14 protein-coding genes and 1 riboswitch are annotated in these 12,901 nt (G+C 42.7%); of the genes, 7 read left to right on the top strand and 7 right to left on the bottom strand.

Going from position 1 to position 12,901, the window contains the following annotated elements:
* The first annotated feature begins 125 nt into the window (after positions 1-125).
* From A8990_RS04875 to A8990_RS32670, 3 genes are all read left to right on the top strand, one after another.
* A complete protein-coding gene (locus A8990_RS04875) occupies positions 126-515 on the top strand; it encodes a ferritin family protein (protein WP_116187902.1) in 390 nt (129 codons plus the stop codon).
* A 323-nt stretch (positions 516-838) separates the two neighbouring features.
* Positions 839-1,093 carry a translation initiation factor 2 gene (locus tag A8990_RS04880; RefSeq protein ID WP_116187903.1) on the top strand — a complete coding sequence of 85 codons (255 nt, stop codon included), beginning with the start codon at positions 839-841 and terminating at the stop codon, positions 1,091-1,093.
* A 709-nt stretch (positions 1,094-1,802) separates the two neighbouring features.
* Positions 1,803-1,940: a GerAB/ArcD/ProY family transporter gene (locus A8990_RS32670; RefSeq protein ID WP_425463880.1), complete on the top strand. Its 138-nt coding sequence runs from the start codon at positions 1,803-1,805 to the stop codon at positions 1,938-1,940.
* Between the two features lie 179 nt (positions 1,941-2,119).
* Here the strand turns inward: A8990_RS32670 and A8990_RS04890 are convergent, their stop codons facing one another.
* Positions 2,120-2,791 (bottom strand): CBO0543 family protein, encoded by a 672-nt coding sequence (locus A8990_RS04890; RefSeq protein ID WP_147306772.1) that lies wholly within the window; start codon positions 2,789-2,791, stop codon positions 2,120-2,122.
* Between the two features lie 429 nt (positions 2,792-3,220).
* Here A8990_RS04890 and A8990_RS04895 point away from each other — a divergent pair, with 429 nt between their 5' ends.
* The 3 genes from A8990_RS04895 (at position 3,221) to A8990_RS04905 (ending at position 6,859) form a co-directional block, all read left to right on the top strand.
* Positions 3,221-4,645, top strand: coding sequence for a spore germination protein (locus A8990_RS04895; RefSeq protein WP_116187906.1), 1,425 nt, complete (start codon positions 3,221-3,223; stop codon positions 4,643-4,645).
* A gap of 4 nt (positions 4,646-4,649) precedes the next feature.
* Positions 4,650-5,771: a GerAB/ArcD/ProY family transporter gene (locus A8990_RS04900; protein ID WP_116187907.1), complete on the top strand. Its 1,122-nt coding sequence runs from the start codon at positions 4,650-4,652 to the stop codon at positions 5,769-5,771.
* Positions 5,772-5,857: 86 nt separating this feature from the next.
* The gene (locus A8990_RS04905; protein ID WP_181909403.1) at positions 5,858-6,859 is read left to right on the top strand and encodes a Ger(x)C family spore germination protein; all 1,002 of its coding nucleotides are present in this window, start codon (positions 5,858-5,860) and stop codon (positions 6,857-6,859) included.
* Between the two features lie 72 nt (positions 6,860-6,931).
* On the opposite strand, the gene A8990_RS04910 is transcribed toward A8990_RS04905, so the two are convergent.
* The 3 genes from A8990_RS04910 to A8990_RS04920 form a co-directional block, all read right to left on the bottom strand.
* The gene (locus A8990_RS04910) at positions 6,932-8,035 is read right to left on the bottom strand and encodes an ATP-binding protein (RefSeq protein ID WP_116187909.1); all 1,104 of its coding nucleotides are present in this window, start codon (positions 8,033-8,035) and stop codon (positions 6,932-6,934) included.
* 435 nt (positions 8,036-8,470) lie between these two features.
* Entirely contained in the window at positions 8,471-8,881 is a 411-nt protein-coding gene (locus A8990_RS04915; protein WP_245995841.1) for a GNAT family N-acetyltransferase, read from the bottom strand.
* Positions 8,882-9,161: 280 nt separating this feature from the next.
* Complete coding sequence (locus A8990_RS04920; RefSeq protein WP_116187910.1) at positions 9,162-9,803, bottom strand: HAD family hydrolase; 642 nt, start codon at positions 9,801-9,803, stop codon at positions 9,162-9,164.
* Here A8990_RS04920 and A8990_RS04925 point away from each other — a divergent pair.
* Complete coding sequence (locus tag A8990_RS04925) at positions 9,777-10,589, top strand: Ger(x)C family spore germination C-terminal domain-containing protein (protein WP_116187911.1); 813 nt, start codon at positions 9,777-9,779, stop codon at positions 10,587-10,589. The genes A8990_RS04920 and A8990_RS04925 overlap by 27 nt on opposite strands.
* A gap of 2 nt (positions 10,590-10,591) precedes the next feature.
* Here A8990_RS04925 and A8990_RS04930 read toward each other — a convergent pair whose 3' ends face one another.
* The 3 genes from A8990_RS04930 to A8990_RS04940 all read right to left on the bottom strand — a co-directional run bounded on the left by A8990_RS04930 (position 10,592) and on the right by A8990_RS04940 (position 12,891).
* Positions 10,592-11,005, bottom strand: coding sequence for a TIR domain-containing protein (locus A8990_RS04930; RefSeq protein WP_181909404.1), 414 nt, complete (start codon positions 11,003-11,005; stop codon positions 10,592-10,594).
* A gap of 34 nt (positions 11,006-11,039) precedes the next feature.
* Positions 11,040-12,230 (bottom strand): KamA family radical SAM protein, encoded by a 1,191-nt coding sequence (locus tag A8990_RS04935; RefSeq protein ID WP_116187913.1) that lies wholly within the window; start codon positions 12,228-12,230, stop codon positions 11,040-11,042.
* 192 nt (positions 12,231-12,422) lie between these two features.
* Positions 12,423-12,566, bottom strand: a riboswitch (cyclic di-AMP (ydaO/yuaA leader).
* Positions 12,567-12,612: 46 nt separating this feature from the next.
* Entirely contained in the window at positions 12,613-12,891 is a 279-nt protein-coding gene (locus tag A8990_RS04940; RefSeq protein WP_116187914.1) for a hypothetical protein, read from the bottom strand.
* Positions 12,892-12,901: the final 10 nt, after the last annotated feature.

The following is a 12,901-nucleotide window of genomic DNA, read 5'->3' on the forward strand; positions in this document are numbered from 1 at the left end:
CGTCATACGCTAAGGTGTACGAAATTATTTGGAGGAGATGCTGGTGTATCAAATGGGTTATCAAGAAGGATTAAGAGCTATGGGCGGACAAATGGGCATGCAAGGAGGGGGGGGCATTCACAAACATGTTTCTTATCCCTGATATTTCCAGATCCATTATCGGCGAGGTTCATGCCTATCAGTTTTATCAACGGCTAGCTGAATTAGCGCCTAATGAACAGAACCGGCAGACGATTTTACGTATACAGAGGGACGAAGCCAAGCATTATCGTTGGTTTACCATGATTATGAGCAATCTAGGTGGACAACAACCCCAGATCCCAACTGGTGAGGTGCCAATGACATTCCGAGAGGGCGTCAGAACCGCAATTAACCATGAATTAGAAGCGGCAGCGTTCTACCAAGATGTTGCCTATAGAGCAACCGATCGCCCGATTGAAATGCATTTTATGCACGCCATGCATGACGAACAGCGTCACGCTTCATTGTTTCAATTGATGCTCAGCAGTTTATGATCTATAGGCATTCTGCCTTTCAGAATGGACCTGGCTTGAGACAGCGTTTTTCCGTTTTTTAGATAGCTAACCTGATTTACGACTACAAAAGGGCTGTATCAAAAGGGGCTTTAGATAGGTACTAAAACCCTCAGGGGTAGCGTGTAACCTTCTTCACCGTCTAGGAGTCCAATATTTGCGGTCACCAGACAGGAAGCCACTCCAGTGTTGGCCGCCATTTCCATGCTGATACATCAAACTAAAGAGAACTCCTTTCCCGCGTTAATTGCATATGATACGTTAGGAAATTTTCGCTGATCATCTAAGCGGGAAGGAAATGACCAATGGAAGAAATTTCGAACGAATTAATAAAAGCTAGAGAAATTCAAATTGCAAAAATTGAATTTCTAGCTGCGTCAATAGTTGCAATTGGCGATGGTTTATCAGTTATCGCTGCGGGTCTTGCCCTGGAAGCTTTGGAAAACACCATTGATCAAATGCCACAAAACCAATCGAATCGCTCAAAACAGTTGAGTTCTATACAACATAGTTTGGATTATTACATTAACGAATTGATACAAATCAGAAATCGCATTTGATCAGATTAAGTTCTACGCCGACAATGCTTATTTATATGATTGAAAGGACTGAGCAGAGTGCTTTCATTCGTTTTATAAGCTTTCGGAATGTAGCGCGAATATCTTGAATGATAACCTCAGAGTTCTCCCAAGTTTCCAACGAATGTCTGTCCGGTAGGCGCTTCAATAGCTGTTTGACGATTCGTGTGCCACGGATACCAGCCAGCATTTGCATACATCCTCATTGTCATTTCAAAACTGTTTCTAAACCAGTAAATTGAAGCCATCATCAACAACTCGTGCTTGGTATAAAGTTTTTCATCGGCGCAACCACATCTTTTTCAAGTAAACCGTTTTTCCGATCTTCACCGGATTGGTAACATGTTTACGACTACAAAACTCCTGCCATAGATATGGCAGGAGTATATTAACTTCCTTGAGGCTGCTGACCTTGTATTGCACTGAGGACCTGCAAATCCGTGCGAAACAACTTCTAAAAGTTTGATCAAAAACGTATTATGATTGATCTTCGAAATATTGATAATCTACGAAGATATGAAGCCGAGTTGAACCGTCATATAGAGACTAAGATTTTGGACGTGATTCAATCGAAATATCAATTGTTTTGGCTATTATTTTCAATGGAGATCGGGATGACATATTTGCTTACGTTTGTTCCGACGTTTAAAGAGGCCTCCCAAGGTGCTCCATTAGCAATGATCTTAGCTGTTTGGCGTCTATGTTAGTTTGCTATATCGCAATCAAGCTGAGTCTGCTCTATCCTGATGAAACGTTTATCGAATATGTCCCGAGGATATTAGGAAAATGGCTGGGTAAAACAATAGACTCAGCATACCTGATAACGTGAGGACTAACACTGAATAATTTATACCAACTTGTTAGTCAAGGAGAATTACATCGATGAGATTATTAATCATTGCACCAGAACAACTTCCTGTTCCTTCCTTTAAACGGGGATCAGTTGAGAATTGTATTTATCAAATCGCGAAGAAAGTATCTGATAAGCATCAAATCACAATTGTATATTCAAAGTTGGTCACCAAACTTAATTCTGCTTATTTTATGGCAAATAATAAAAAGTATAAAGTAGATTGGAACTGAAAAAAACAAATTCCAATGCAGCAATCGATAAAATCCTAGCCATAAGAATAGTGGTTCTCCTAAAAACGCACTAGTGAATGCAAACAAAAATGCCTTTCCCCAAACGGAACTCTGAGGCTTAATCTGAATCATAAACATAGTCAACACCGGAATCAGACTAAAATCCCAAGGAACATAACTTGGTATGGTAGGGATAGCTAGACCTGTATAGTACCAGAGCCCAATATTCACCCCATAAAAGTCCAACCATGAAGAGATTATTACTGCAAGAAAACCAGCCAAAAGTAAACGTCCCCGACTTTGCTGCTTATGACAATAAGCCCATATTATCCAGGGAACAATAGCGATACCCCAAGATAACCAAAAATCCCAATGAAATAGAGTATGTTCATTCCAATACCGAAAATAATTCATACTGTTCTCTGAATTTATTCGATAATATTCGCCAACTTTTTTTATTTTCTCAGGGTCTTGGATAGGTTCAATTATTATTCTCACCTCTTCGTTCATCTGCTTTTGTTTTTCCCTTAAGCAGATAAAGTATCCAAACTTTTCTATAGAAACAAAAACCAAATATAGCTCATCGAAGAATAACAAAAAAAATGCCGCATGAATAATTATATTCAAGAGGGCATTTATTTTAGTTTATTACAATTAACAGCTCTGAGTTCTAAACTTATTCTAAACTCATGTGCAACCCGCAACCCCTGTGGCCATTTGACCTACTATCGAAAGCTTTTCAGTTCGTAGAAGGAGATCTTCTGCCTTCTTTCGTTCCGAAATATCACGAGACCCGTACAATGATTTTTATACCGATATTTTTTAAATGTCTTAAGATTGGTACAATTTTGACAATTTCAATCGTCATGTATTCCGTAATTTCAAGCTCCAGATACGATGGAACAAGCCCTGTCTCATGCAAAATGTTTTCTACGATTCTTTCGAAGATTTCCAATCGTTTGTTTAAAACTCGATCCAGAAAAGCATAATAAAGGTAATCTCAGCGCGCTGATTCAGGGGTGAATAATGACAACAATCTCTATAGAAGCTTTAAAGCAGCGCCTCGCCCTAATGGAGGACGCGGAAGTCATTGTTCGAGAGACTGCAGACGGACTTCGCTTGACATTTATTTATCTTGGATCCTTAATTGATCAGGAGCGTCTTAACGAATCGATTCTCGAGCCCCTCGTTCGATCATTCCAAAATTCGGTGGAAAAAAGCCTAACCACCGCCAAAATATCATCTTTATCCAATTTGGAGCAAGCCTTCCAGTATCTCATGAAGGGTTCAGTGCTTATTCACGACTCATCCAGCGGGCGATGGAACGCTATTATGCTCCCCAACTCGCTTGGCCGGTCCATTGAAACCTCAGAGACGGAAACCATAATGTTCGGCCCGAAAGACAGTTTCAGCGAGCTGCTGGAGCAAAACATCTTGCTGATTAGAAGAAGGCTTCCTTTAACAGCGCTCAAAACAGAGAGATTCTCCGTCGGCTCCTTAACTCAAACAACCGTAGTCCTTATGTATATCGACGGGCTAATCAATCCAGAATTTGTAGAGGTCGCGAAAAGTAAGCTTTCCAGCATAGACTTCGATATGTTTTTGGACTCTTCACATGTTGCAGCGTTTATGGAAGACCATTATCATAGCATCTTTCCTCAATATCTTCAGACCGATCGACCGGATTCCTGCGCGTATGCACTAGGCATCGGAAAATTGGTCATTTTAGTCAATAACACGCCCTTCGCCCTAATCGCTCCGATTACGCTGTTTCATTTGTTTCAGTCGCCGGAGGATTATATAAACCGATGGTTGGTAGCTAGCTTCTTGAGGCCGTTACGCTATCTCAGTTTCCTTCTTTCCATTACTCTAATTCCACTTTACGTGGCATTAACGACTCATCATTATCAAATGCTCCCCCTGCAAATTTTATATGTAATCATCGAGTCTCGTAGCAAACTGCCACTATCCCCTTTCTGGGAAGCGTTAATTATTCTTGTTACACTAGAAATTATAAAGGAAGCCAGCCTAAGAATGCCGACCAAAACGAGCCAAAACTTGGGAGTTATTGGTGGAATCGTTATAGGACAAGCTGCGGTAGCAGCCGGATTCGCAAGCAAAGTACTAATTGTATTGGCAGGCATTTCGGCGATTTCCACTTTTCTCGTTCCAAACTATCTGGTCACCAAATCCAGTTTACTGCTTCAATTCATGTTCTTGATTCTCGCGTCCTATTTGGGCGTTCCCGGTATCTTGCTTGGACTTGTTGGCATGCTTGCCCATCTGAACGGGCTTACGTCCTTGAACCAGCCCTACTTGGCGCCGGTATCTCCGTTTTATTGGAGAGATTGGGTCGATCTCTTCGTCCGAGGGCCGTTACACGCTATGCGCAATCGTCCTGAAGCATTGCGTCCTTTGAATAAGTATCGTATGAACCGAAGGAGTAAATGAACCCATGCAAGCTATATCGCTGTTTCGAAAAACATCACATCAAGAAAGCGGTTTTTACGCGCTCTTCCTCACCAATAGGATTCAAATGCTTTATTACATGATTGTCATGCCCTCAGCCCTGGTTCAACCGTATATGTTGTTGGCGATTGTAGCAATGGGCATAGCCTCCCAATTTTGCTTATATATGCTGTCCAAGTGGTTCGTAACACCGTACCCAGCCCAAGGGTACCAGGGTTTTGAAAGATTATTCGGAAAAACAGGCATCAAAATCTTAGCTTTGGTAAGCTTGCCGCTCCTTTTGCTTAAGTTCTCTTTCATTTCAGTCAGTTATGCCGATATCATGCAGAAATTTGTTTTTCCCTCTATGGACCGAGAATGGCACATTGTGTTTCCTTTTATCCTTAGCTGCTATTTGGCGCTGTTTGGAATGGAAAACATGGTACGGTTCGTAACTGTTGTGTTCTTTGGAACGATTTGGATCTTCTTTTTGTATATTCCGTTTTTTTCCGTGCAATCAAATTCGATTCACGATCTATACCCTCTCATTCCGATTGGCCCGGAGCCGTTTGCATGGAAATCCCTACTGCTCGTTTTTTCGTCGTTATCCGGACCTGAATTTTTAATCGCTATTTCATACTGGCTGAATCCGCAACGGAAAATGCTCAAATATTTGACGATCGCTAACGCCATCTCGGTCGGCGAGTATCTCTTTATTTCCATTGCGTCCTTGCTCTTCTACGGCTCCAAATACTTGCCAACCATTAAATACCCGAACGTGGAGATGGGGCGCTACCTGCAATCTCCTATATTCGAAAGGGTCGATATTATCCTGATCTCGGCTTATATGTTCAGTTTCCTTTATTCAATCGCCTTGTTCGTGTTAATGATATATGGCGCTTCTCGTTTGCTAGGCAAGACGAAGACAAGCACTACGCGTATTGGGCTGATCGTTAGCGGCTGTGTGGCGATGGCCGTCACTATTCCCATTAGTAAATGGTTTTGGGAGCCTGGGCTCGAACAGGCAGTTTGGCTCGACCTGCAGATGTGGGCAGGATCCGCCACTTATTTGTTATTTCCTCTCCTCATCTGGATCGCGATCAAGCGCAAAGCAAGGACAACGTCATGAAATGTATCTTTCGAACAACGATTGTACTACTATCGACGTCTATGATAATGCTCGTGTGCGGTTGTGACCTCTTACCGGAAAACAATATGATTGAAGAAATCACGCCGATCATATTCTGGTCCGTTCAGGGTGGAGGAGAAGAAGACGGAAAGATAACCATCAGCACGCTCGTCCCTCCTCTTATCAAGGAGAAGAAGCGAGTCCTTTCCCTTAAGGTCTCTCTACTGAATGAAGGCAACAAGGGGTTTAATTTGACCTATTATAACGAACTGAAAGCCGGTCAAATCCGCTTGCTGTTCGTCGACGAAGCTTATGCGAAACGGGGACTAACTCGTCTGATCAATACCGTTCTGACCGATCCAAACATTTCGCAACGGTTGTATTTAGTCATTACGAAAGGCAACTTTAATGAATTCCTCGCCAAGCACTTAGGTGAAACAGATAATATCGATTATTACCTTTATCGCATGTTCAAACATTATGAGAAGAAAAAACAAGGCGAAATTACAGTCGTCAATTTGCACCAATTTATGAAAATGCTGTACTCCCAGGTTTCCGATCCCCAGCTGCCCGTATTTCGCGCGGAAGGCGAACAGTTCTTGTACGAAGGCACAGCATTTTTCGACCGGGACAGTATGGTTACGGAGATACGAGGAAAGGACGATCAAATCATCCAATTGTTGTATAGGGACAGATTCGTACGATATTTAGTCCTTCCTGACCTCGCGGTTACGCTAGGGCATATTCGCGCGCGTACCCGCAAGAAACTTACCCCGGATTTATCATCCCTGTCCATCGAAATCGACGTGAAGGGAAGAATTGATGAACTGAATTCGCTCGCAAGAATCGAAGATAATTTCCAATATGCTGCTCTCACAAGAAAAATCGAACGGTACTTGGAGGAGAATGTCATTCGCTTGCTATCCCAAATGCAAAAATTGCAGATTGACCCCCTTCAAATCGGGGAGTTGACTGCTAAACCGTTCTCCAAACCAATAACCAGAGCTACTTGGGATCGGCATTGGTCTACTATGAAGATTAATGTAAAAGTGCGGCTACATTTGGAGCCTCTGACGAAGGTGAAATAGGAGGTTGGAATCTTGTTCAAAGACTGTTGCTGTCTTATTGACTTCAGAGGGAGATCACAATAGTTTCAAATTCTAATCCCTTTTGAGGAATGACGAGTAGATGGGTAAAATCACATCAACAATGGTTCCTTCGTTGACCGTGCTTTCGATGTGAATACTCCCTCCGTGTTCGTGCACAATCTTGTTGCTGAGCATTAGACCTAATCCAGTCCCCTTTTCTTTGGAACTATAAAAGGGTTCTCCAATGGATTTAATTCGTTCCGCCGAAATACCAATTCCCTGGTCGATAAATCGAAATTTGATATAGTCTGAATTGTGGGATAGAATCTGTGTTCTAATGATTCCGCCGTTTGGCATAGCGTCAACCGCATTCTGGAGAATGTTAATAAACACTTGCTTGATTTGATTCTCATCGCAGTAGATACGTGGCACTTCCGAGTCGTGTTCTTCAATAATATCAATGTTGTTTAATAGGGATTGTGTACTGAATATCAACACCACCTGTTGTAAAACAACCTCCGCATCAACTTCCTTCAATTTCGGAGCTTGAGGCTTGGCAAGTGTTAAAAATCCCCATAATATAGCTTCCAATCTCCGAACCTCAGAGAGAATCAATTCAATATACTCGGGTTTTTCGTTACCTTCGTGTAACAGCTGGGCGAATCCCTTGATTGAGGTTAGAGGATTTCTAAACTCATGTGCAACTCCTGCCGCCATTTGACCTACTATCGAAAGCTTTTCAGTTCGTAGAAGGAGTTCTTCTGCCTTCTTTCGTTCCGAAATATCACGAGACCCGTACACGCATTGCACTACTTTGCGATTTTCATCAAATATAGGAGTGCCCCTGGTCTCGATATATACCCAGCTGCCATCTGCTTTTTTACACCTCCACTCAAAATCAAACTTTGATTCTAATGTAACCATGTCATCGAATTGACTCTTAACGTACGCAAGATCGTCAGGATGAACGAAATAAAAAGCAGAATTCCCTTCAAAATCACTGGACGGAAACCCCAAGACCAATTCATGGGACGGCGAGGCGTATAGAACTATACCTTCCATATCCACGACACCGACTAAATCCTGGGTATTTTCGGCAACAAAACGATACTTTTCAGCCGTTTGAGGTGGGGGCCAATCGGGATGTTTCATTTGGTCAAATAATGGTTTGGTCACACCTTATTCCTCCTATAGAACATTCGATCTAATTTCCAATTCCTTTTGATTCATATACTTACTAAATGTCAAAAGTTATGTATCTAACATATACCACTCATCACCAAGTACCCAACGTAATGCAGAAAGCTTGCCGTTAATCATCCTCCACTCAAAGTCATCCCAGGGGCTTGTTCTTTAAGCCAATTCTTTCTTCTACCTTAGCCGCCACCTCCAGTTTGCTTCTTTCATCAGTTAAATAACTTAAATCCTCCAGGAAATTTTACCATAAACTTCTACCTACTTTATAGCTTTAAATAAGACAAAAAGGACAGCTAAATGCTGCCCTTAAAATGCTTTAATATACGATTCCCAGCCTCTCGTCGGAAATGACATCAAGTTCTTGTCATCCGGCAGTTTATTCGGGAATGATTCGCTCCTAATTAAGCTCATTCTTCATTTAAGTAAATAGCGCTCCATAAGAATGTAGTCTTTACCACTTTTGTTAAACGTATCTCCTACCTTTGAGAAACCGAATTTTTCATAAAAAGAGGCTTTATTGACCCTTGCATTGCAATATATTCGATTAATTCCTGCACTTGTTGCTTCGTCAAGAACATGGTTCAAGAGCTGGCTTCCAAACCCTCGTTTTTGATAAGTAGTAAGCGTGGCAAATTTTCTAAACTGTGCTTGCTCTCCTTGAACAAACAATGATACAACAGAAACCAGTTCTTCTCCTTCGTAAAGCCCATAGTGGGTGCCCTCGTCATCTTCTTCAATTTTAATAAAATCAAAAGGTTTATTTGGCCACATGACTTTATGACGCAATTGCCATGCCAGTTCTTTATCAATAACTTTGATCATCATGTTAGTCCTCCCTGCTAAACTTACTTTTCTATGCCCCTTAGAGGAACCAAGTGATCAGCCTCGTGCCTTCCCGGGATTACGGGATTGTATAGAAGTTCTTGTCTTGAACCAACGAGAACAACTTCTATACAAAAACGACGAGAGCTTCTATAAATAACGAGTAAAAGTTATGTTCTTTTGTTCATATATTTTAGTCTTATTCACCTACCATGCCGTCACCATCAGTAAAGTGCCCTTAGCTTAATTAAGTCGAGTACGGGAGACGCTGGCGAATGCTCTCTCAGGTCACATTCAGGATAATGTCCTTTAGTTTAATCAGAGTCCTGATTCGATAGCTGGCCTGTGAGAAGTCATGTGTTTTTGTGAAATCGTTATGGACTATCGCACAGTCGATACCAGCCGCCACGGCTGAGTTCAACCCTCTGTTTGAATCCTCTACAACTAGGGTCTCTTCTTTGGTAGCTCCGAAGCGCTTTAGACCAGTCAAGTATGGTTCCGGGTGCGGCTTGGTGCGCTCGTAGTCTTCGCGAACAAGGACGAATTCCATGAACTGTGTAATCTGGCGGTTTTCATGAATAAGTTGAAAATCCGCACGTTTTGAAGTCGTCACGATGGCCATGCGGACGTACTTTGACAGTTCGGCTAGAGTTTCAACTACGCCTTCAATCTCTATGGCTTCTGTTCTTAGATATTCCTGATAGTAGGCGTTTCGGACCTCACGCTGCTTGCTGATGGTCTGTTCATCAATACCTGCCGCCTTTGCTTGGGCCCAAGTGCCCAATGATTGGGTCATGTCGCGGAGATATTGATCTTTCTCCAAGGTAAATCCAATGTCAGCCAGTGCGCGTTCTCCCGCTTTGTAATACCAGAATTCAGTATCAACCAGAACACCATCATGATCGAAGAGTATGTACTTTTTCATTGGTTCCTTCTCCTTTGTCAGCAGCTAGAAGAACCGCTCAACTGGCTAAACAGAAGGCGCGATATCCAACTGATTTCCTATCTGGCAACTGCAAAACCAACCGCGAACTCGCTGCTGAAGGCGAAGCCAGCTGCGGAGCGCTTAGCCGGAAATGCGTTCTTTCTTACATTCGGCAAAGAAGGGACAATATCGCCCTACACAGTTACGGAACAATTGTTCGATAGCTTCCGCAGGTTGACTGAGAAAGGTCTTGATCCCTATCTCCTTGTTGTGTTCTTCGATGGTGATTCCTATGTCGTACAGCGTCTGTCTTTACTCGATAAAAAGCACGAGAAGCTTACATTAAGTCCACCAGAGACTAAGTTATATAACTTGACTGCGAACGCTTTTGAAAGATCAGGAATCCCTATTGATTACAAAGGAAAACGGTTAGCTTTCTATGTTTCCCGCGCATCCAAAAAAGTGTCCATCACAAAGGGTTCTGTTCCGACTGTAAATCTCAAAGTCAAAGTTTCCGGGATAGTAGAACAAAGTCCTGTCACGTTGACGCCATCATCGCTCATAGAAGTTCAACATCTGCTTGAAGAGAATGTAAATCAAAACACTGAAAAGCTTCTAAAAAAGATTCGCGACGCAAATGTTGATCCTTATGGGTTTGGCCTGCATTATCTAGCACAATATTTCGGGGATGATGTTGATTGGAGTTATTGGAAAAGGGTATACCCACAAGTTAGATTCAACGTAACCACTAAAGTAAACATTGAAAGCACGGGGCTGATCCGATAAGCTTAAATCGGATCAGCTAGCTCTCGAATTGCACTTAAAATAAGTTCTGCGTTCCACTTGACGATACGATTGGCATGCCTGATAACCAGTGGTGATTTATTTCTGTCATTATATCTGTCAATGGCAATAATCGGAATATGACGGTCTTGCTTGCATGCTACAATTTCTTTACTAATCCAGTCACTATAACCTCTATATACTCCGCAGAGAATAAGAACTGCGTCGCAGCCACTGATTTTCTCCTTGATCAACTCAAAGCGCTGTCGTCCTTTGTAGGCCGGGGAAGGCGCCATCTGATAGGTAATATCGTGGTTGATGCAGTGACCAGACAATAAACGCTCAAGTTGCTCGAAGGCGTTGTTAAATTGCCATGACCGGCTGATATACAATTTCAATGTGCATTGTTGGACACCCATATGCATTCTCCCTCCCCCCTACAACAAAACAAATCTAATCGTGAATAATGTAGTTCTCGTATGTTGTCTTCATCCTAGGGTGATCCGGCATCTCATTCACCGAAATGATGGTCTTCGTCTTCTTATCCGGTTTCGTCCAATATTTCTCATTGCCAGGAAGATCATCAAACCAAGCCGCTTCCGGAGGGCAATCCAGAATCATGAACTTCCCATAGTGATTATCTCTTGATTGATGGTACTTCAGAAATGCCTTCCCCTGTTCGATAGATAAAATTTCAATCTTACCGGAAGTATGGCTCATCGAGAGGCGAACTCGCTTGCCCAGTCCCGAAGTGCGGGCTTTGGCCTCTTCCACAATCCGGTACACTTCCACTAGAGGGAGGACAAATTCGCGATTGCCGGCTACCGGCCGGTTGACGAAGAAATAATAAGGTGTCACGCCTGCCCAAGACAGCTGATCGAGCAGCACACCAAGGACGACGGGATCATCATTAATCCCTTTTAATATAGGCGATTGGTTCACCACGATGGCGCCGGCCCGATGCAGGGCTTCAAATCCTCGTTTCGCTTCGACGGTGATTTCCCGTGGATGATTAATATGAGCCATGACATATATGCGCTTCTCAGCTGTCGAGAATTCTTTGATCGTATCCAGCAGCTCGCTGTCTTCATAAATGCGCATGGGATTAAATACTGGAATCTTCGAACCAAGCCGAATGATCTTCACGTGTTCGATTTTTCTTAACCGCTGGAGGATGGAACGAAGCTTCGATGTAGCTAATATAAGACTATCCCCTCCGGTTAACAACACGTTTGAAATCTCAGGATGCTCCGAAATGTACTGGAGTCCTGATTCCACATCGGACACAGCTTCCTTCACGTCGTTTCGAAATAAGCGCTTACGGAAACAGTAGCGGCAGTAGGCTCCGCACACCTCAGAGACGATCAATAATGCAGTGGATTTATATTTGTGCTGACAGCCGGGGACTACATAATTGGTATCTTCATCCGATGCATCCCAGCGGCCGTATTCCAGAAGCTCGCCTTCATTCGGGATAACAAGCTTCTTGATTGGATCGTTGGGATCGTTCCAATCGATCAGATTTAGATAATACTCATTGACGCGAAAAACAAATTTGTCGGTAATTCGCTTCAATCGGTTCCTTTCACTCTCCGAAATATGATGGATTTTCCCGATGTCCGTAATATACTTTGGTTGTGCCATTCGCTTTCCCTCCCAAAAATGTATATGGTTTATCGTCCAGCTCTGGAAAACCTCGCTCTCACCTCCCGTATAAAATAAAAGAAGCCCATGCATTTCAGGGAACAACAAACGTTCCCGAAAAGCATTGGGCCAGAAAGACAGAAAAAGGCCCAAATAAAGGGCCTCTGGATATACAGATTAATCTGCAAAAATAGATGACCCATCCAAAGCTTACGAGGTTAGCTGACGGACTCGGGATAGATGGTTCCCTACGGTCTTAGTAATCAAGACCGATTCGCCCCTGAAAATTGGGTTCCCCGTTTTCCGGTTAAACCGGAAACTAAGCTGGTTATAATGTACTCAAAAAACCAATCTCTGTCAACTCATAGCGGAGTTTATGCAGCTACACCCATTCCACCTTCTGCACTAACTGATGCTTCATTAGGACCAAAATGAACGCAGCGTAATGATCCTCGCGAACGATAATGCGAAATTTATGATTCTCGAATGGATAGAACAACACATCGGTATACACTTCATTCTCCTCGAAGAAGCGTTGAACGCTCTTCATTGCTGGCCAATAACGATCTTCTTTGATTTGCACCTCAAATTCCACGTCGCCTTCATTCGGCGTTTCTTTCAGCTCAATAATTAATGGACTGTACGTATACTTCAGCTTCATGGCAACAATC

Source organism: Paenibacillus taihuensis (assembly GCF_003386535.1).
In the GTDB taxonomy this organism is placed as follows: Bacteria; Bacillota; Bacilli; order Paenibacillales; family Paenibacillaceae; genus Paenibacillus_Z; species Paenibacillus_Z taihuensis.

Coding starts and splice junctions, on each gene's coding strand:
- A8990_RS04880 (WP_116187903.1), top strand. CDS start 839: ATGGAAGAAATTTCGAACGAATTAATAAAAGCTAGAGAAATTCAAATT.
- A8990_RS04935 (WP_116187913.1), bottom strand. CDS start 12,230: ATGGCACAACCAAAGTATATTACGGACATCGGGAAAATCCATCATATT.
- A8990_RS04905 (WP_181909403.1), top strand. CDS start 5,858: ATGATTGAAGAAATCACGCCGATCATATTCTGGTCCGTTCAGGGTGGA.
- A8990_RS04940 (WP_116187914.1), bottom strand. CDS start 12,891: ATGAAGCTGAAGTATACGTACAGTCCATTAATTATTGAGCTGAAAGAA.
- A8990_RS04925 (WP_116187911.1), top strand. CDS start 9,777: ATGATCGAAGAGTATGTACTTTTTCATTGGTTCCTTCTCCTTTGTCAG.
- A8990_RS04875 (WP_116187902.1), top strand. CDS start 126: ATGTTTCTTATCCCTGATATTTCCAGATCCATTATCGGCGAGGTTCAT.
- A8990_RS04920 (WP_116187910.1), bottom strand. CDS start 9,803: ATGAAAAAGTACATACTCTTCGATCATGATGGTGTTCTGGTTGATACT.
- A8990_RS04930 (WP_181909404.1), bottom strand. CDS start 11,005: ATGGGTGTCCAACAATGCACATTGAAATTGTATATCAGCCGGTCATGG.
- A8990_RS04895 (WP_116187906.1), top strand. CDS start 3,221: ATGACAACAATCTCTATAGAAGCTTTAAAGCAGCGCCTCGCCCTAATG.
- A8990_RS04915 (WP_245995841.1), bottom strand. CDS start 8,881: ATGATGATCAAAGTTATTGATAAAGAACTGGCATGGCAATTGCGTCAT.
- A8990_RS04900 (WP_116187907.1), top strand. CDS start 4,650: ATGCAAGCTATATCGCTGTTTCGAAAAACATCACATCAAGAAAGCGGT.